14 protein-coding genes are annotated in these 17,672 nt (G+C 53.8%); 8 read left to right on the top strand and 6 right to left on the bottom strand.

Annotated elements, in window-relative coordinates:
• Positions 1-63: 63 nt before the first annotated feature.
• Positions 64-1,224 carry an RsmB/NOP family class I SAM-dependent RNA methyltransferase gene (locus ACHUEV_RS04005; protein ID WP_394177775.1) on the top strand — a complete coding sequence of 387 codons (1,161 nt, stop codon included), beginning with the start codon at positions 64-66 and terminating at the stop codon, positions 1,222-1,224.
• 97 nt (positions 1,225-1,321) lie between these two features.
• Positions 1,322-3,616, top strand: a complete 2,295-nt coding sequence (locus tag ACHUEV_RS04000; RefSeq protein ID WP_394177774.1) for an ATP-binding protein — start codon at positions 1,322-1,324, stop codon at positions 3,614-3,616.
• Here ACHUEV_RS04000 and ACHUEV_RS03995 read toward each other — a convergent pair.
• Genes ACHUEV_RS03995 through ACHUEV_RS03985 form a run of 3 tightly spaced genes read right to left on the bottom strand, consistent with a single transcriptional unit; the run spans position 3,613 to position 6,955 of the window.
• Positions 3,613-4,590: a glucokinase gene (locus tag ACHUEV_RS03995; protein ID WP_394177773.1), complete on the bottom strand. Its 978-nt coding sequence runs from the start codon at positions 4,588-4,590 to the stop codon at positions 3,613-3,615. The two genes, ACHUEV_RS04000 and ACHUEV_RS03995, sit on opposite strands and share 4 nt — an antisense overlap.
• A 9-nt stretch (positions 4,591-4,599) precedes the next feature.
• Positions 4,600-5,922: a GH1 family beta-glucosidase gene (locus ACHUEV_RS03990; protein WP_394177772.1), complete on the bottom strand. Its 1,323-nt coding sequence runs from the start codon at positions 5,920-5,922 to the stop codon at positions 4,600-4,602.
• Position 5,923: 1 nt separating this feature from the next.
• A complete protein-coding gene (locus tag ACHUEV_RS03985) occupies positions 5,924-6,955 on the bottom strand; it encodes a LacI family DNA-binding transcriptional regulator (RefSeq protein ID WP_394177771.1) in 1,032 nt (343 codons plus the stop codon).
• Between the two features lie 279 nt (positions 6,956-7,234).
• Between ACHUEV_RS03985 and ACHUEV_RS03980 the strand changes: the two genes are divergently transcribed.
• The 5 genes from ACHUEV_RS03980 to ACHUEV_RS03960 all read left to right on the top strand — a co-directional run bounded on the left by ACHUEV_RS03980 (position 7,235) and on the right by ACHUEV_RS03960 (position 13,897).
• Positions 7,235-8,590 (top strand): ABC transporter substrate-binding protein, encoded by a 1,356-nt coding sequence (locus tag ACHUEV_RS03980; protein WP_394177770.1) that lies wholly within the window; start codon positions 7,235-7,237, stop codon positions 8,588-8,590.
• 82 nt (positions 8,591-8,672) lie between these two features.
• Positions 8,673-9,899 carry a carbohydrate ABC transporter permease gene (locus ACHUEV_RS03975; protein ID WP_106355513.1) on the top strand — a complete coding sequence of 409 codons (1,227 nt, stop codon included), beginning with the start codon at positions 8,673-8,675 and terminating at the stop codon, positions 9,897-9,899.
• Positions 9,899-11,050 (top strand): carbohydrate ABC transporter permease, encoded by a 1,152-nt coding sequence (locus tag ACHUEV_RS03970; RefSeq protein ID WP_394177769.1) that lies wholly within the window; start codon positions 9,899-9,901, stop codon positions 11,048-11,050. The genes ACHUEV_RS03975 and ACHUEV_RS03970 overlap by 1 nt, the downstream gene beginning before the upstream one ends.
• Positions 11,051-11,140: 90 nt before the next feature.
• Complete coding sequence (locus tag ACHUEV_RS03965; RefSeq protein WP_394177768.1) at positions 11,141-12,793, top strand: alpha-amylase family glycosyl hydrolase; 1,653 nt, start codon at positions 11,141-11,143, stop codon at positions 12,791-12,793.
• Positions 12,794-12,805: 12 nt separating this feature from the next.
• Positions 12,806-13,897: an ABC transporter ATP-binding protein gene (locus tag ACHUEV_RS03960; protein ID WP_394177767.1), complete on the top strand. Its 1,092-nt coding sequence runs from the start codon at positions 12,806-12,808 to the stop codon at positions 13,895-13,897.
• Positions 13,898-13,968: 71 nt separating this feature from the next.
• Here the strand turns inward: ACHUEV_RS03960 and ACHUEV_RS03955 are convergent, their stop codons facing one another.
• Genes ACHUEV_RS03955 through ACHUEV_RS03945 form a run of 3 tightly spaced genes read right to left on the bottom strand, consistent with a single transcriptional unit; the run spans position 13,969 to position 16,303 of the window.
• Positions 13,969-15,036 (bottom strand): dihydropteroate synthase, encoded by a 1,068-nt coding sequence (locus ACHUEV_RS03955; RefSeq protein WP_394177765.1) that lies wholly within the window; start codon positions 15,034-15,036, stop codon positions 13,969-13,971.
• Positions 15,033-15,965, bottom strand: coding sequence for a methylenetetrahydrofolate reductase (locus tag ACHUEV_RS03950; RefSeq protein WP_394177764.1), 933 nt, complete (start codon positions 15,963-15,965; stop codon positions 15,033-15,035). Before ACHUEV_RS03950 ends, ACHUEV_RS03955 begins: the two co-directional genes overlap by 4 nt.
• Positions 15,966-16,006: 41 nt before the next feature.
• Positions 16,007-16,303 carry a virulence factor gene (locus tag ACHUEV_RS03945; RefSeq protein ID WP_394177763.1) on the bottom strand — a complete coding sequence of 99 codons (297 nt, stop codon included), beginning with the start codon at positions 16,301-16,303 and terminating at the stop codon, positions 16,007-16,009.
• A 253-nt stretch (positions 16,304-16,556) separates the two neighbouring features.
• Here ACHUEV_RS03945 and ACHUEV_RS03940 point away from each other — a divergent pair, with 253 nt between their 5' ends.
• The gene (locus ACHUEV_RS03940) at positions 16,557-17,669 is read left to right on the top strand and encodes a Ppx/GppA phosphatase family protein (protein ID WP_394177762.1); all 1,113 of its coding nucleotides are present in this window, start codon (positions 16,557-16,559) and stop codon (positions 17,667-17,669) included.
• Positions 17,670-17,672: the final 3 nt, after the last annotated feature.

Below are 17,672 nucleotides of genomic sequence, written 5' to 3'. Positions count from 1 at the left end.
CGCCTGAATACGAAGGTCTACGACTATGCTGTTCCAACATTACTCTTCCGACGGGCTTTCGCTATGACCCCGGGTGCACGCGTCGCCACGGCGATTTCTATTTTGGATGATATTCGTGACGGCCAAGCTGCCGAACAGGCGTTGACAGCTTGGGCGCGTGGTAGTCGATTTGCCGGTTCAAAAGATCGCGCTGCTGTTCGGGATCACGTCTTTGACGTGCTTCGCGCTCGTCGGTCGCTTGGTGATGGTACTGGGCGTGAACTGATGATGCGGTTAGTGCAGCGGGACGGTTTGGGCGTTGAGGGATTGTTTTCGGGGGAAGGGCACGCTCCGGCCCCTTTGACCGATGATGAACGTGCTGAACTTGATGTGCCGACCTCACTTTCACCTGCGGCAATGTGTGACTTGCCTGATTGGCTTTGGCCCCATTGGCAGGAAAGTCTTGGCCTAGATGCGGAACCAGCAGCCTTAGCGCAGCAAGCGCGGGCGGATGTGTTCCTGCGTGTGAACCAAAAGCGCGGGTCGGTACAAGATGCCATGGATTTGCTGGCCAAAGATGGCGTTGCAACCTTGCGCTATCCTCAGATTGAGGCCTGCCTGCGCGTGACGGACAATCCGCGCCGGGTCAAAACCTCTGCTGCGTTTACGGATGGATACGTTGAATTGCAGGATGCATCATCGCAATTCGCCATCCAGGCAGTGACATTTCCAGATGGTGCAAGAGTGCTGGATTATTGTGCAGGAGGAGGTGGCAAAGCGCTTGGCTTTGCTGATCGTTCTGATGCTGCTGTTTTCGCGCATGATATTGCACTGGCCCGGATGAAAGATCTGCCAGAGCGCGCGTCCCGCGCCAAAGTTGCGATTACGCAGATCGCGACAGATGATCTGTTTGATGCGGCACCATTTGACGTTGTCTTTTGCGATGCGCCTTGTTCAGGAAGCGGTACGTGGCGGCGGACGCCTGACGCTAAATGGCGTCTGACCCAAGAAAGGTTGGATGCCTTGAACGCCATGCAGGCCGAGGTCATAGCCAGCGCCGCGCCGCTTGTCGCGGAACATGGTCTGCTCGCCTACGCGACATGTTCGGTCTTAGCCTCTGAGAATGATGCGATCGTTGATGCTTTTTGCGCAGCAAATCCAGAATGGCGCAGCGAGGTGCGTCATCAGCTTATACCCGGCCCTGATGGTGATGGTTTCTATTTGAATTTGCTGCGTAAAATCTAAGCAGCCTCTTTTCGTTGGGGTGGTTGAACGCTACGCATTAATGAATGGTTAATCATTTTTGCGGTAAGCCAGATCCGAGCGAGCAGTGAGGTTGGCAGTGTCCACAGATCAAACGATTGATATACCCGAGTTATCGCCGGCGGTCCCAATATCAAAACGCGCGCTTTTTCTTAGCGGATCAGTGATCTGCCTTGCTGTTTCGGCCGTTTCACCAACAATGCCCCTAGGGTTAGGCTTTCTGACTTTAGGGGCAGCGTTGGGCTATTGCGGATTGCGTCCATCGGGGGCAGAAAAACGCGCGGCCCGTTTGATCGCTCTTGATCCCGACCATGCTTTTATCACCGACTTGGCTGGCGTTGTCCGCTATACAAACCCAATGGCGATTGAACGATTTGGCGACTGCAATAATCGCCTACTGTCTGATGTCTTTGAAAATTTGATCGCAGATCCGGTTTCATTGTTAGAGCGCATGCAGCGCACTGATTTGCGGCGTCGTTCATGCAAAGAATACATCATTACACGGCGCGCCCATTTTCGGATCAGGTTGTCACTGTTGGCCGAGAATAGCCTGCTGTGGCGGTTGGATGAACTTGGTGGGAGTGATGCAATTCAGGGCGAGGGGTTGGCTTTTCCGCTGCTAAGCGTGGCGTCTGACGGTGTGGTTTCACATCAAAACAAGGCCTTCCGTGAATTGCATGGGGGGCAGGCGAACAGCCTAAGGGATTTGTTCGATGAGCTGCCACTGGTGTCAGGTCAGACCGCAAAAATGAAAACTGTCGGTGGGCCTGTTCCCGTTGTGGTCGCAGAAATGAAGGGGCATGCCGGTCGCCGCGATATCGTTGTGATGCCTTCCGCACATCTTCCCCAAAAGCCACCAACGATTGGCGCAGGCTGGGACGAGATCGAAGATCTACCTGTGCCGCTTTTGAAAATTGCCTCTGACGGCGGCGTTCTGGCGTCCAACCGTGAGGCACGGCAACTGCTGGGGATGGATGGAAAAGACGGACAGCGCGTTGCGGATGTTCTGGATGGATTGGGCCGGCCGATTAATGATTGGCTGCGCGAAGCCGCCGAAGGGCGGGGCGGCCATGTGTCACAATTCTTGCGTGGGCGCGGGAACCGGCAAGGTACTTTTGTGCAGGTCACACTTAACATTGCAGGAAAGGCGAATGAGCCGCATCTGATTGCAGTGCTCAATGATGTAACCGAGCTAAAGACGCTAGAAGCGCAGTTCGTTCAAAGCCAAAAAATGCAGGCGATTGGACAACTCGCTGGCGGTGTCGCACATGACTTTAACAACTTGTTGACCGCCATCTCTGGGCATTGCGATTTGTTACTGTTGCGCCATGATGAGGGCGATCAAAACTACGGTGATTTGATACAGATTCACCAAAACGCGAACCGGGCGGCTAGCCTCGTTGGGCAGTTACTGGCGTTCTCGCGCAAACAAAATTTGCAGCCAGAGGTGATTGATCTACGAGATACTCTGTCTGACCTAACGCACTTGCTGAACCGTCTTGTCGGAGAAAAGGTTACGTTGTCGCTTCACCACGACCCGGCCTTGGCACAGATCAAGGCTGATAAGCGGCAGTTAGAGCAGGTGTTGATGAACCTTGTCGTTAATGCACGTGACGCGATGGATGGAGCGGGCGAAATTCAGGTCGTCACTGAAAACCTTGTGCTGACGGAACCTATGATCAAAGACCGTGCCGTGGTGCCGCCCGGTGAATACGTCGTGGTCAAGGTCATCGACGAAGGACATGGCATTGCTCCAGAGAAACTCCCTAAGATTTTTGAACCGTTCTACACAACTAAGCGAACGGGAGAGGGGACGGGACTTGGCCTGTCGACGGCTTACGGGATTGTAAAGCAAACGGGTGGCTATATTTTTGCAGACAGTGAGGTCGATAGCGGGACAGAGTTTTCACTGCTTTTCCCTAGCTATGATTTGCCTGTCGCGGAACCTTTGGCCCCGGTTGTTGAAACGGCTGCGCTCATGGCGCAACCAGCGGATGGCGTGGTTCTGTTGGTTGAGGACGAGGCACCGGTCCGATCATTCGCGTCAAGTGCGTTGCGCCTGCAAGGCTTTACTGTGTTAGAGGCCGACTGCGCAGAGGCGGCGATTGATTTGCTCGCCGATCCAGCGCTTCACGTCGATCTATTTGTTACGGATGTGATCATGCCAGGTATGGACGGTCCAACATGGGTCCGGCAGGCGCTAAAAGACCGGCCGAACACAAAAGTCGTTTTTGTTTCGGGCTACGCCGAGGACGCATTTGGGGATGGCCAAAAGCGCATCCCCAATTCCGTCTTCTTGCCAAAACCGTTTTCACTCAGTGCCTTGACGCACACAGTTCAATCGCAATTAAGCGATTTGGCAAAGGTTTCTTAGAGCGTTTTGTTCAAGCTAACCAAGTGAGCCGCTGAGCCAGTGAGTGCCGCGTAATCGTCATGCACGACGTAGACACCGAAGTTACCCATAAAGCCCGCGAAACGCCCTTTGTCGCGGAATGCGTCGCCAAATCCGAACTTAGTCAGATGTGCAGACATTGCGCGTGCAACACCGCCAACTAGGTAAACACCGCCAAAAGGAAGTTGGATCAAGGAAAGGTTGCCGCAAACTGTTCCCAAAATGCGAATAAACAGGCGTACGGCTTCTTCGGCGCGTGGGTCGGTGCCATTGTCGCAGCGTTCCATGATGTCTTTTGCTGACAGCTCACGTGGGTCATTCGCTTCGACGCCCAAGAACGCATATGCGTGCTCAAGGCCGCGGCCCGAAAGCACGTCTTCGACGGCTGGGAACCCATGTGCAGTTGAAACAAACTGACAAAGCCGCAGTTCCATTTCGTTGCGGATAGGCAGGTTTGCGTGCCCGCTCTCGGAAGGGGGAACTATGCGCCCATGCTCCAGATCGTACACTGGCGCTGCGTTAAAGCCGGTGCCGACACCCACGACCAATCTTGCGGCGTTGTCGGGTGCTTCGGGCCCAGCAAGTACCGTTTGAATATTTGCGGGATCAAGGTGACCCAACGCATGCCCTTGGGCCTGAAGATCGTTGAGGATCGCCACCGTTTCAGCGCTTGTCGCACGGGCGAGCGTGTCTTTATCGATGGTCCAGTCAAGGTTGGTCATCGTCGCCTGACCATCGCGCACGGGGCCCGCCACGGCAACGCAAGCAGCGATTGGATCGACGTTATTCTCGTCAGTGATGTACTGGCGGATGACTGATTCCAGCCCTGGGAATTTGCTGTTGCTATAGCGGCGGATGGTGTCAGGTAGGATGGCCTTGCCGTTTGCCAATGCGACACGGGTGTTGGTGCCACCGATATCGGCGACGAGAGAGTATTTGTTGTCGGGGTGTTTCATTGGTGCGACCTAACGTGCGATAGCTGATTTGAGGGCGTGATATGACGCTTTCGGCGTCCGCTTCAAGGTATCAAAGTCAACGTGGATCATACCGAACCGTTTTTCATATCCAAAGGCCCACTCGTAGTTATCAACTAGGGACCAGTAGAAGAAACCTTTGACATTTGCGCCTTCGTCGATGGCATGCTTGGCGGCCAAGATGTGATCTGAAACATACTGCATGCGAACCGGATCATAGACCGCGCCGTTTTCGACGTGATCATCCCATGCCATACCGTTTTCGGTGACGTAAATAGGCATGTCTCCAATATATTCGCGCGCCATGCGGGTCAGGATGCCTTGCAGCCCTTCGGGGTAGATTTCCCAACCCATCTGAGTTTGATCCAGTGTCGGTTCAGCGGCCTTTAAGCTGGGCCAAGCCGAGTCTGGGTCGGGCAAAATTTCATGCCGTGTGTAATAGTTAACGCCAAGCCAATCCATTTTCTGGCTGATCTGTTCCATGTCACCTTGCCAGCCAGCAGGCATGTGATGGCCGAACCCATCCAATACTTCTTGGGGGTAGGTGCCTTTGGTCGCGGCCTCGATAAACCAACGGTTATAGATTGCGTCCTGTAGGTTCGCGGCGGCGACGGTTTCGGGTTCATCATTCGCGGGCGGGCTGTGTTCAAAGTTAAGAACGATGCCGCAGTTCTCCATGCCTTTGGCGCGTAGCCGTGTCATTGCTTCGCCATGGGCAAGCATGATGTGGTGCATTGCGCGGGCGGTGGCGCGAATGTCGCGCAATCCAGGCGCATGGTGGCCAAGAAAATGCGACAGGAAAGATACGCACCATGGTTCGTTAATCGTGGCAATGGATGCCATCCGGTCACCGATTTTATCGGTGATCGCATCGGTGTAATCGCCAAAGTATTTTGATGTGTCCCGGTTCGTCCAACCACCTTTGTCAGCCAGCGTCGAGGGGAGTTCCCAATGGTAAAGCGTTTGGAATGGCTTTAGTCCGCGTTCAAGGATGGCATCGGTGAGGCGGTCATAGAAATCGAGCCCTTCTGGGTTCACTGTCCGCCCGTCTGGCATCACACGCGCCCACGACGTTGAGAACCGGTAGGCATCCATCCCTGCATCTTTGAGCAGATCAAGGTCTTCAGGGAAGCGGTGGTAATGGTCACAAGCCAAAGCGCCGTCTTCGGCGCGGATAACATTGCCCGGTGTGGCTGCAAACGTGTCCCAATGGGTCGAACCCGCGCCACCAAATTTGTGACCTTCGATTTGATAGGCAGCCGTCGCAGCCCCAAAAAGAAAATCCTTTGGGAAATCAGAGCGTTTAAAGTCCATGTTAATCCTTTCGGGGGGCAGGGCCCGTTGACTGTCCGACCACAAATTCACATTCGAGGATGACTTGTTGCGGTGGTTTATTTGGGTGTTCGATTGCGTGTAGTAGTACTTCGGCCAGACGGCGCCCTGCGGTACGCACCGATGATCGCGTTGCAGTGAAAATCGGCGTTTCGCCACCGTTTTGAAGATACGACAAGACGTCGTCGTGCGTGATCACGGAAACATCCTTACCCATGACAAGCCCGCGTTCTTCGATGGCGCGGCGTACACCAAGGGCAGAGATCAGTGATGAGCACACGAATGCGGAAGGGGCGTCATCTTGGGCAAGTAGATTGCTTGCGGTTTCGTATCCGATCACTTCGGTCATTTCGCCAGAGCACATCAATGCAGCATCAATCGCGATGCCATGCGCAGTCAGCGATGCCTCGTATCCCGTCCGCCTACGGTGGGCGAAGTCCATGGTTTCGAGGCCGTTCACCAGCGCAATCCGGCGGTGCCCCAGATCAAATAGATAGTCCGTAGCTTGTTCAAAGGCTTCGTGGTTGTTCACATCTAAGAATGTGTAGGGCAAATCGCAATGTGTCACTTGGCCGTGCACAGCAAAGGGTAGTTCAAGGTTGGTCAGAAGCGCGATCCGGGGGTCATCGATGCGAGGACCGTGGACAATCACACCGTCAACGGCGCGACGCGATTTGAGGCTGCGATAGATTTGTTCTTCGTTCAGATCGTCCACGATAGACAAGATCATTTCAAAGCCGTTGCGGGCATATGTTTCACCAGCGCCAGCGATAAAATCACCAAAAACAGGGTTAACCATTTCGTGTTTGGTCGACACGGGAATAACGTGTCCAATTGCAAGCGCACGACCAGTGGCAAGTCCCTTTGCACGGGTGCTTGGGTGGTAATTGAACTCTTTCGCGGCACGTTCGACTCGGTGTCGAGTTGCTGCGCTTACCTCTGGATAGCCGTTCAGCGCGCGGCTGACCGTCGTTTGGCTAAGACCTAGGTTTTTAGAGAGTTCTTTGAGGTTCATGGTGCTTCGGGGTGCCGCTTTCGTGGGTCAATATTGAAGTGAAAGCCCGATTTTTGGGCGTAAAACTGTTTCGTAATCGTTTCAGTAGTCAGCATTTTGTCAAATTCCAAGAACTTTTTGATGTCAGGCAGTTGTTGACTTTGGTGCTATGTTGGATGAGTGTAAACAAATCCAAAGCGCTTTGGGAAGCTCTGATTCCTGCTGCGCTTGACGGAGGTGAGTGCACGTGATGTGCTTTTTAGATTGCGCGCTATTTTGGCGTGAATGGGAGGACAATCCATGAAAACGAAACTTTATGCAGGCGTTGCAGCCGTTGCTTTGTCGGCAGGCATGGCAAACGCAGCGAGCCACGTTGAGCTGACGCCGGGCGAGGGTGACTTCACTTGGGATAGCTATAACTCTTTTGCCGAAACAAATGATTTTGCGGGCGAAACAGTCACAATTTCGGGCCCTTGGTTGGGTTTGGAAGCTGACAACTTCGCGAGCATGGCAGCATTGTTTGAAGCCGCAACTGGCGCAAGCGTTTCATACGTAGGTTCTGACAGCTTTGAGCAGCAGATCGTTATCGATGCCGAGGCTGGCTCTGCTCCTAACATCGCTGTGTTCCCACAGCCTGGTCTTGCGGCAAACATGGCTGCTCGTGGCCTGTTGACTGCGCTACCAGAAGGTACAGCTGATTGGATCAACGACAATTACGCCGCTGGTTCGTCTTGGGTTGATTTGGGCAGCTATCCAAATGCTGACGGCGAAACAGAAACTTACGGTTTCTTCTTTAACGTCAACGTGAAATCGCTGGTTTGGTATGTTCCAGAGAACTTCGAAGACGCTGGCTATGAAGTCCCAACAACGATGGAAGAACTGCTTGCGCTGTCCGACCAAATCGTCGCTGATGGTGGTACACCATGGTGCATCGGTCTGGGGTCGGGTGCTGCGACTGGTTGGCCTGCGACTGACTGGGTCGAAGACATCATGCTGCGCACTGCGTCATTGGAAACATATGACGGCTGGACAACAAACGACGTTAAGTTTGACGATCCTGCAGTGATCAACGCAATCGAAACATTCGGCAAATTCGCACGCAACGACGCGTGGGTTGCTGGTGGCGCCGGCGCTGTCGCAACAACCGACTTCCGCGAAAGCCCAAAAGGCCTGTTTGACAGCCCTCCACAGTGCTACATGCACCGTCAGGCGTCGTTCATTCCTGCGTTCTTCCCAGAAGGCACAGAGCTTGGCGAAGATGCTGACTTCTTCTACTTCCCATCTTTCGAAGCCGAAGATCTGGGTAACCCGGTTCTGGGTGGTGGTACGCTTATGGCGATCACAACTGCATCTGACGCGACTAACGCATTCATGGAATTCATGAAGCTGCCAGTCGCACACGAAGCAATGATGGCCCAAGGCGGCTTCCTGACACCACACTCTGGTGTGAACACAGCGACATATGCTGATGACACACTGCGTGGTCAGGGCGACATCCTGCTGAACGCGACATCTTTCCGCTTTGACGGTTCTGACCTGATGCCGGGCGCTGTTGGCGCAGGTTCTTTCTGGACTGGCATGGTTGACTACACAGGCGGCAAAGACGCAGCAGCAGTCGCTGCTGACATCCAAGCTTCTTGGGACGCAATTAAGTAAGCGATACCGCTTATGAGAAATTGGGCCAGCGCGGTATTTATCGCGCTGGCCCCCACAAGTTTTACCCGGGGGGGAACGGACGATGCATCCAGCGGCACAGGGTCTTCTGACAATTTTTCTAGGGGTAGGTGGATGTATCGCCTATTTCTACTTTTCCAACCAATTTCTAGACAAGGTTTTGTTCCCTGCAAAAGGTGAACACGCTGGTCGCAACATTAACCGCGCTAACATGGTTCGCCCTTGGCTCTTTCTTTTTCCAGCAATTTTTGCCCTTGGTCTTTACCTCGCTTACCCCGTCTTCGCGACGCTGTGGTATTCATTGACGGACCGTGATCAAGGCGGTGCTTTTGTTGGGTTAGCCAACTATCGCCAGATGTTTGACGACCCCAAATTCTGGGAAGCTGTTCAAAACAACATGCTGTGGCTGCTTGTTGTGCCTGCTGCATCGACTGCGTTTGGTCTACTTGCTGCGCAACTGACTGACCGGATCAAATGGGGCTCAATCGCGAAATCCTTGATCTTTATGCCAATGGCCATTTCATTCGTCGGTGCCTCGGTCATCTTTAAACTGATCTATGATACGCGCCCCGTCGGCCAAAGCCAGATTGGTGTACTCAATGCGGTGTGGCTACAATTTGACGGCGGGGTAGGGTCGTTCCTGATCTTACGTTTGGTGCCGGGCCTATTGATGATCTGTGCTGCTGCCGCTGCGCTTTATGTTGCTTGGGGCATGGTACAAAAAGCGCTCGTCGGCAAAGGTGGCGGTTTGGCAACTGCGCTTCGCGGGGTAGGTACTTTGCTTCTTGCCGGCATCGCATTTGCAGCGCTTGCTTTGGCGTTTGGCGCGTTCACAAAAACCTACGCATACGGCGTTCCTCAGACTTGGCTGACGATCCCGGGCTGGAACTCATTCTTCTTGATGATCGTATTGATCTGGATCCAGACTGGTTTCGCGATGGTGATTTTGTCCGCCGCACTTCGCGGTATCCCCGAAGAAACAGTCGAAGCTGCAATCGTTGATGGCGCGAATCCTTTTCAGGTCTTCTTTAAGATCAAGATGCCACAGATTTCTGGGACAATTGTCGTCGTTTGGACAACCATTACGCTGGTCGTTCTTAAGGTCTTTGACATCGTATTCGCGATGACAAACGGCCAGTGGGAAACCCAAGTTCTAGCCAACTATATGTACGACAAACTGTTCCGGGCAAACGACTGGGGCCTTGGATCCGCGAGCGCGATGATCATCATGTTACTCGTGTCGCCCATTCTAATTTGGAACGTCTATAACGCCCGTAAGGAGATGCGCTGATGGATAATATTGCTGGCAGCAAGTCCTCTTTAACGTGGATCGTACACATCTCTGTGGTGTTCCTTGTCCTGCTTTGGTTGTTCCCGACGGTCGGCCTGTTGGTGTCGTCGTTCCGGACCACAGATCAAATCTCTGGTTCTGGTTGGTGGCAATCGTTGTTCCCGACCGAACAGAACGTCACACTGCGGACAACCGACCCAGATGACGAAGGCGTGCAGACGTTGGTTGACGGCGTTTATACGATCACTGGCAACCTGTTCGAAGAAAGCGGCGCTGAAATCAGCGTTTGGGGTTCATCGTCTCGTGCGATTGATGCCTACACCGTGGGTGAGACGGCTGATCTAGGTGACGGTGAAACGATCACCGTGCAAGCCAACGGTGACTATGTTTGGACCGGGACCGAGGAACTATCGGGCCGTGGGCAGCGTGTCTTTGCGACCGCAGCAACGCCGCCTGAATTCACGCTAGATAACTACAAACGTGTTTTATTTAGTGGTTCTGCGACCGACAGCATGGCCAAAGCGTTCTTTAACACGCTGACTGTGACGATCCCGGCGACCATCATCCCAATCGTTATCGCAGCCTTTGCAGCATATGCGCTGGCATGGATGGATTTTCCTGGCCGTGCGATCCTTATCGCGCTGGTTGTTGGATTACTGGTTGTGCCGTTGCAGCTTGCTTTGATCCCGCTATTGCGCCTTCACCTGAACATCGGTATCGGCAAAGGGTATTTGGGGGTCTGGCTAGCGCATACCGGCTTTGGGCTTCCGCTCGCGATCTATCTGCTGCGGAACTATATGGTCGGACTGCCGCGCGACATCATCGAGAACGCAAAGGTTGATGGCGCGACTGACTTCCAGATCTTCACCAAGATCATTCTGCCGCTGTCTTTCCCCGCGCTTGCGTCATTTGCGATCTTCCAATTCCTGTGGACTTGGAACGATCTACTGGTCGCCAAAGTGTTCTTGATCGACGCGACCGGGCAAACCACCGTCATGACGAACCAAATCGTCGAATTGCTAGGGACGCGGGGTGGTAACTGGGAAATCCTTGCCACAGCGGCGTTCGTGTCGATTGCGGTGCCGTTGGCAGTGTTCTTTGCCATGCAAAAATATCTCGTGCGCGGTCTGTTGGCCGGCTCGGTTAAGTAAGCCTGTCTTGGGAAACCCCAAGGCTTTCATCAAATCCATCCCAAAGCCCCGTGCAAAGTCACGGGGCGGGGTGCAGTAGGAACGACGTTTATGACTACGGCTCTTGCCACAAAACCTGGAAACGCCAACGACAAAGATTGGTGGCGCGGTGCGGTGATCTATCAGATTTATCCGCGTAGCTATCAGGACAGTAACGGTGATGGCATTGGCGATCTTTTGGGTATCGTTCAACGGCTTCCGTACATCGCGTCGCTTGGCGTCGATGCAATCTGGATTTCACCATTCTTCATGTCGCCCATGAAGGACTTTGGCTATGACGTTAGTGATTATTGCGATGTCGATCCGATGTTCGGATCACTGGCAGATTTCGACGCGGTGATTGAAACGGCACACAGCCTCGGTGTGAAGGTCATGATTGATCTTGTGTTGAGCCACACCAGTGATCAACACCCGTGGTTTGCTGAAAGCCGCGCTGACAAAACCAATGACAAGGCGAACTGGTATGTTTGGGCCGACCCGAAACCAGATGGAACCGCGCCGAACAACTGGCTGTCCATCTTTGGTGGGTCTGGCTGGCAGTGGGATGCGCGCCGCGAACAATATTATATGCACAACTTCCTTGTGTCCCAGCCGGACCTGAACTTCCATGAACCAGCCGTGCAAGAGGCGCTGCTGGACGTGGGCCGTTTTTGGTTGAACCGTGGCGTTGATGGTTTCCGTCTGGATACGATCAACTTCTACATGCATGACGAACAGTTGCGCGATAACCCTGCGTTGCCACCTGAACGCCGTAACGCCAATACTGCGCCAGCGGTGAACCCGTACAACCACCAAGAACACCTGTACGACAAGAACCACCCCAAGAACGTTGAATTCCTGCGCCGTCTACGTGCCGTCATGGAACCCTTTGGCGCGGCTGCGGTCGGAGAAGTCGGCGATAGCCAGCGTGGTTTGGAAATCTTGGGCGAATACACGCGCGGCGATGATCTGATGCAGATGTGCTATGCGTTCGAATTCCTTGCGGCTGACATTCCCACCGCCGACCGCATCGTCGAAGTCATGGAAGAAGTTGACACGGTTGCTGGCGAAGGCTGGGCATGTTGGGCGTTTTCCAACCACGATGTGGTGCGCCATGCGACACGTTGGAACCTTGCACCCGGTGCGCAGCGGATGTTCACAACATTGATCATGTGTTTGCGTGGTTCGGTTTGTATCTACCAAGGCGAAGAGCTGGGCCTGCCAGAGGCCGAAGTCGCCTTTGAAGACCTGCAAGATCCGTATGGCATCGAATTCTGGCCCGAATTTAAAGGCCGTGACGGTTGCCGTACGCCAATGGTTTGGACATCAGACAACCAAAACGGTGGTTTTTCTGAGGGTAAACCTTGGCTTCCCGTCGCATCCGAACATCTGCCGCTATCAGTGAGCGCGCAAGAGGACGAGCCGGGCGCCTTGCTGCACCATTATCGCAAAGCAATTGCATTCCGTCGTACGCATCCAGCGCTAAGCCATGGAAGCCATGACAAACTGCGTGCCAAAGGCGATGTGATCTATTTCACGCGCAGTGACGCGAAGCAGACAATCTTTTGCGCATTTAACGTAAGCGACACACCGTCAGACTTTGATCTGCCCGATGGTAACTGGACCCCAATTGGGGCCGAGTTGGGCAGCGCGCATGTGTCAGCTGACGGTCGTTTGCATCTTGGCCCTTGGCAGGTTTGCCTCGCGCTGAAGACAGAAAATTAAGGGGAGTGATACATGGCTGATCTAAAACTGACAGACGTCGCCAAGACTTACGGTGGGACGGTTGATGTTCTGAAGGACATCAACCTTGATATCAAACAAGGCGAGCTGATCGTTTTTGTCGGCCCTTCGGGTTGTGGTAAATCAACTTTGCTACGGATGATTGCTGGTCTGGAAAAGATCACGGGCGGTACTCTCGAAATTGACGGTCAATTGGTCAATGACGTGCCACCAGCCCAGCGTGGGATCGCGATGGTGTTCCAATCCTACGCGCTTTACCCGCATATGACTGTGCGCGAGAACATGTCATTTGCTTTGAAGCTGGCCAAGAAATCACCGTCCGAAATTGAAGAGGCCGTGAACAAGGCTGCAAAAATCCTTCAGCTTGAGGACTACTTGGATCGTTTGCCTAAAGCACTGTCCGGTGGTCAGCGCCAGCGTGTCGCGATCGGTCGTTCGATTGTGCGTGACCCAAAGGTCTATCTGTTTGATGAACCGCTTTCCAACCTTGATGCAGCGCTACGTGTCGCAACCCGGATCGAGATTGCGCAGCTCAAGGAATCGATGCCCGAAAGCACGATGGTTTACGTGACCCACGATCAGGTCGAGGCAATGACGCTTGCGACCCGTATCGTGGTTCTCGCGAACAAAGGCATCGCGCAAGTTGGTACGCCGCTTGAGCTGTATGAACGTCCAGAAAACGAATTCGTGGCACAGTTTATCGGCTCTCCAGCAATGAACCTGCTGTCTGGTGAAATCGTTGAAACGGGCGAACATACTGTCGTGAAACTCGATGGCGGTGGCACAGTGACATCAGCGGTGCCAACGCAAGCCAGCGATAAGGGCTTCAAGGTTAATGTTGGTGTTCGCCCCGAAGATATGTTGGAAACAACCGATGATGATTACCTGTTTGAAGGCAAAGTGAATATCACCGAAGCCTTGGGCGAGGTGACGCTGCTTTACTTCGACAAAATCGGAGAAAACGACGCGGTTATCGGCAAGTTGCCCGGCATCTACTCTGGATTGCGCGGCAAAACTGTCCGCATGCAGGCCGCCCCTGAAAAGGTTCAAATCTTCCACAACGGGCAGTCGCTGTACTACCGTTAATGGTTTTCAGAATAACAAAAGAGGGCCGCTGATTTACTCAGCGGCCCTCTTTTGTTGCGATCAAACGAAAATTAACCGCGACGGCGGCGTCCAGTACGTGCGCGGCCTTCGCCAGCCTTAACCGGGGCGCGGTTGAACTTGATCCAATCCGACCCTGATGGGTCGTTGTTTGTCAGGAAGTTAGCAGCACGGATCGCTTCCATTTCGGAACCCGCTTTGGGTTTAGTAGATCCCATGCCAAATAGTGTGACAAAGGTCTCGTCGTCGATGTCTTCTGGCAGGATGATCCCTGCGGCTGCGATCTCGGCCTTCTTTTCGGCAATCTTTGTGGGGCCGACGGGTAGGGCGATTGGGTTCATGATTGCCGATGTCATGCCTGCTTCCATTGCCATTGGCAGGAACGCATTATTGATGCCATGACGGTTAGGTAGGCCAAAGCTAATGTTAGATGCGCCGCATGTTGTGTTCACGCCCAGCTCTTCGCGCAGGCGACGGACCAGCGTGAATACCTGCAAGCCAGCAGTCGCCATTGCACCAATTGGCATGACCAGCGGATCAACGACGATGTCATGCGCGGGGATGCCGAAATCAGCGGCGCGTTCGACGATCTTCTTTGCAACGGCAAAGCGCACATCTGGGTCTTCGGAAATGCCTGTGTCATCGTTTGAAATCGCAACAACCGGGACGTTGTATTTCTTGACTAGCGGCAGCACGAGCTCCAACCGTTCTTCTTCGCCTGTGACCGAGTTCAACAGCGGGCGCCCTTCGGCAGCGGCAAGCCCGTTTTCCAACGCGCCAGGAACAGAGCTGTCGATACAAAGAGGAATATCAACGACCGCCTGCACACGCTCGATCAGCTCTTTCATGAGCGGCGGCTCAACAAAGTTGTTATCGGCGTAACGTGGGTCTTCGGCCATTTTATTCGAGAAAACAGCACCAGAGTTCACATCAAGGATATTAGCACCAGCGGCAGCTTGGGCAATTGCGTCAGCTTCGACGCGGCTGAAATCACCTTGTTCCAGTTCAGCGGCCAAAATTTTGCGGCCCGTTGGGTTGATCCGTTCACCGATCACGCAAAAGGGCTGGTCGAACCCGATGATGGCAGTCTTTGTTTTAGATTCGACAATCGTGCGGGTCATGAGGTTTCCTTGGTCTGGTTTGCCGGGATAGCTGCGCTACCGCCGTTTTCTATGGCCCAATTTGCATTGGACTTGATCCCGCCAAGCGGAAAGAAGTGCACATTGGTAATGTTGAAATCTGGGTTGGCTGCTTTGTGTGCCGCGAGTTCTGCCAATACTTCTGTTGGCTCGTAGGGCAACAGCAGTTTTGTGACGTCCATCGCACGTTTTTGAAGAACCTTCAGGGATGGGCCGACACCACAAGCGCTCGCGAATTTAATCAGCGTTTGAAGCTTGGCAGGCCCCGCAATGCCGATGTGAATTGGAATTGTGATCCCGGCATCACGCAGTGCATCCGCCCATGCGATGATGGGCTGGGCTTCAAATGCGAATTGCGTCGCTAACGCCATTTCGGCATCGGTAGTCTCTGAGAAACGCTGCTTCCAGCGCAACGCATCCATGACATTGCGGTCGCTGCCGTCTTTGTCGATGTCGCGGTTACCTTCAGGGTGGCCCGCAACATGCAGGCGTTTGAAGTCGCCGAACAACCCAGTTTCCATCAGCTGCATGGAGCTGTGAAAATCGCCTTTGGCTTCTGTGACACCGCCAGCCAGTAGCAGCGCTTGGTCTACACCTGCTTCACCTTTATAACGAGCAATCCAATCGGCGAGCGTCGCCTGATCTTGGATGATGCGTGCAGGGAAATGCGGCATGACCTTATAACCATCATCGGCCAACCGTTTCGCGGTTGCGACCATGTCCTCAATCGGTGTGCCGTCGATATGTGCGATGTATACGCGGGTACCAGCAGGCAAAAGGTCTTTGAAGTCTTCAACCTTTTCGGCTGTGCGCGGCATGACTTCGATCGAATAGTCTTGCAGAAAGGCCGCAATATCGGGGTTTACGCCCAATTGCGTTTCTTTCCGTTTCATAAAGGGAAGTAGGGACATGGCGACCTCCGTAATGCGCGCGGCTATGTTGGCTGGTGTCTTCAATTCCAGCCGTCGTTGGCGATAAGCGTTTTCAGGCGCTCTTGATCATATTCGGTTTCAATACGAGTGGCCTCTGCTTGGGCGGCCTCAAGATCTGTGCCTTCAACGGAGTAGGGGGCCGCCTTGCGGAACCCGGCCAAATAGTCGTCGGATTCTGCCGCGCCTGATTTCATCGCAGCGCGATCAATTGCTTGTTCGAACCGTTCTGGCAGCGGCATTTTCGTGCCCTTGCGACCACGGCCCACAATGACTTGGGCGGGCATATCGCGCCAGTAGACAATTGTGACATCGGGCATGTGGTGATTCCCTTCGTTGCTGTTACTTCGGTTCTAGCACTCGATTTTTGTCCCCAATGTCGGTTTTCGACATCACGGACGCAATGAGCGACGGCCACTTGCTAACCTATGCCTACTTAGGGGGCTACCGCCGCGGCACCTCATAATCCTCATATCCAAGATGCATTGCATTCACGAAGTTGAACACAAGGCTTGTGCAAACGGTTACGGAGGCCTAGCTTGAGGGTAACTCGAAAAATGGAGGGCGTGACCTATGGCGCCCAAGCGTCCCAAAGGTGCGGGCGCGTTCCCAAAAGCGGTCGATACCCCCGCGCCAAAACGGCCTGACCCAGCGTCGCTTTATGCGGCATTGGACTTAGGTACAAATAGCTGTCGTATGCTGATTGCCCAACCAAAGGGCAGCCAGTTTCATGTTGTCGACAGTTTCTCAAAGTCTGTGCAGCTGGGCCACGGCCTTGAAAGCACAGGGCGGTTGTCGCGTGCGTCGATGAACCGAACCATTTCTGCTATGCGGATTTGTCGTGAAAAGCTTAAACGCCACGGCGTACAGCATATGCGCCTCGTCGCGACAGAGGCCTGTCGTCGTGCGCATAATGGCAGCAATTTTATCGCACAGGTGCGCCGCGAAACCGGGATGGAGCTTGAGATCATCAAGCCAGAGGAAGAAGCACGGCTTGCTGTGATTTCTTGCGCACCTCTGGTCAGTGTGAACACTGAACAGTTGCTTGTCGTTGATATCGGTGGCGGTTCGACTGAGCTGGTCTGGATTGATCTGACTAACGTGCCAAAACGCGAACGCCCACGCGCGATCATGCGTTTGCATGCGGGCTTTAAGTCTGACCCCGGTCCATTTGCCGCTGCGAAAGTTGTCGATTGGATTTCGGTGCCGCTGGGTGTTGCCACGCTGCGTGATCAATTCGCTGACGTCGAAGATGACGCAGCACGCTTTGCGTTGATGAGTTGGTTCTTTGAAGAAAACCTTGAAGAGTTTTCACCCTACGCAGCGGCGCAGGCCCGTGAAGGATTTCAGATCATCGGGACAAGCGGTACGGTGACAACCGTTGCTGCCAGCCATCTAGGTTTGAAGCGATATGACCGGACAAAGGTTGACGGCTTGCGGATGACATCTGATCAGATTGATACCGTGATCCGTGATTATCTGTCACTTGGTCCAATCGGGCGTCGTGCCGACCCGCGTATTGGAAAAGATCGCCAAGCATTGATCATGTCTGGCTCTGCCATTTTACAGGCGTTGATGCGTTTGTGGCCCACAGATCGGCTGTCTGTAGCGGACCGTGGCCTGCGTGAAGGGCTACTTTATGCGCAAATGTCGGCAGATGGGGTCTTGGAAGACGCGCCGTTTTAGGCG

This window comes from Yoonia maritima, from assembly GCF_043641945.1.
Lineage (GTDB): Bacteria > Pseudomonadota > Alphaproteobacteria > Rhodobacterales > Rhodobacteraceae > Yoonia > Yoonia maritima_B.
The sequence above is the reverse complement of the archived record's forward strand: the minus strand, read 5'-3'. Positions and strand labels throughout refer to the sequence as shown.

Bases quoted from the DNA above. Each gene is read 5' to 3' on its own strand.
- ACHUEV_RS03985 (WP_394177771.1), bottom strand. From the start codon at position 6,955: ATGAACCTCAAAGAACTCTCTAAAAACCTAGGTCTTAGCCAAACGACG.
- ACHUEV_RS03960 (WP_394177767.1), top strand. From the start codon at position 12,806: ATGGCTGATCTAAAACTGACAGACGTCGCCAAGACTTACGGTGGGACG.
- ACHUEV_RS03955 (WP_394177765.1), bottom strand. From the start codon at position 15,036: ATGACCCGCACGATTGTCGAATCTAAAACAAAGACTGCCATCATCGGG.
- ACHUEV_RS03980 (WP_394177770.1), top strand. From the start codon at position 7,235: ATGAAAACGAAACTTTATGCAGGCGTTGCAGCCGTTGCTTTGTCGGCA.
- ACHUEV_RS03940 (WP_394177762.1), top strand. From the start codon at position 16,557: ATGGCGCCCAAGCGTCCCAAAGGTGCGGGCGCGTTCCCAAAAGCGGTC.
- ACHUEV_RS03945 (WP_394177763.1), bottom strand. From the start codon at position 16,303: ATGCCCGATGTCACAATTGTCTACTGGCGCGATATGCCCGCCCAAGTC.
- ACHUEV_RS03970 (WP_394177769.1), top strand. From the start codon at position 9,899: ATGGATAATATTGCTGGCAGCAAGTCCTCTTTAACGTGGATCGTACAC.
- ACHUEV_RS03965 (WP_394177768.1), top strand. From the start codon at position 11,141: ATGACTACGGCTCTTGCCACAAAACCTGGAAACGCCAACGACAAAGAT.
- ACHUEV_RS04005 (WP_394177775.1), top strand. From the start codon at position 64: ATGACCCCGGGTGCACGCGTCGCCACGGCGATTTCTATTTTGGATGAT.
- ACHUEV_RS03975 (WP_106355513.1), top strand. From the start codon at position 8,673: ATGCATCCAGCGGCACAGGGTCTTCTGACAATTTTTCTAGGGGTAGGT.
- ACHUEV_RS03950 (WP_394177764.1), bottom strand. From the start codon at position 15,965: ATGTCCCTACTTCCCTTTATGAAACGGAAAGAAACGCAATTGGGCGTA.
- ACHUEV_RS03995 (WP_394177773.1), bottom strand. From the start codon at position 4,590: ATGAAACACCCCGACAACAAATACTCTCTCGTCGCCGATATCGGTGGC.
- ACHUEV_RS03990 (WP_394177772.1), bottom strand. From the start codon at position 5,922: ATGGACTTTAAACGCTCTGATTTCCCAAAGGATTTTCTTTTTGGGGCT.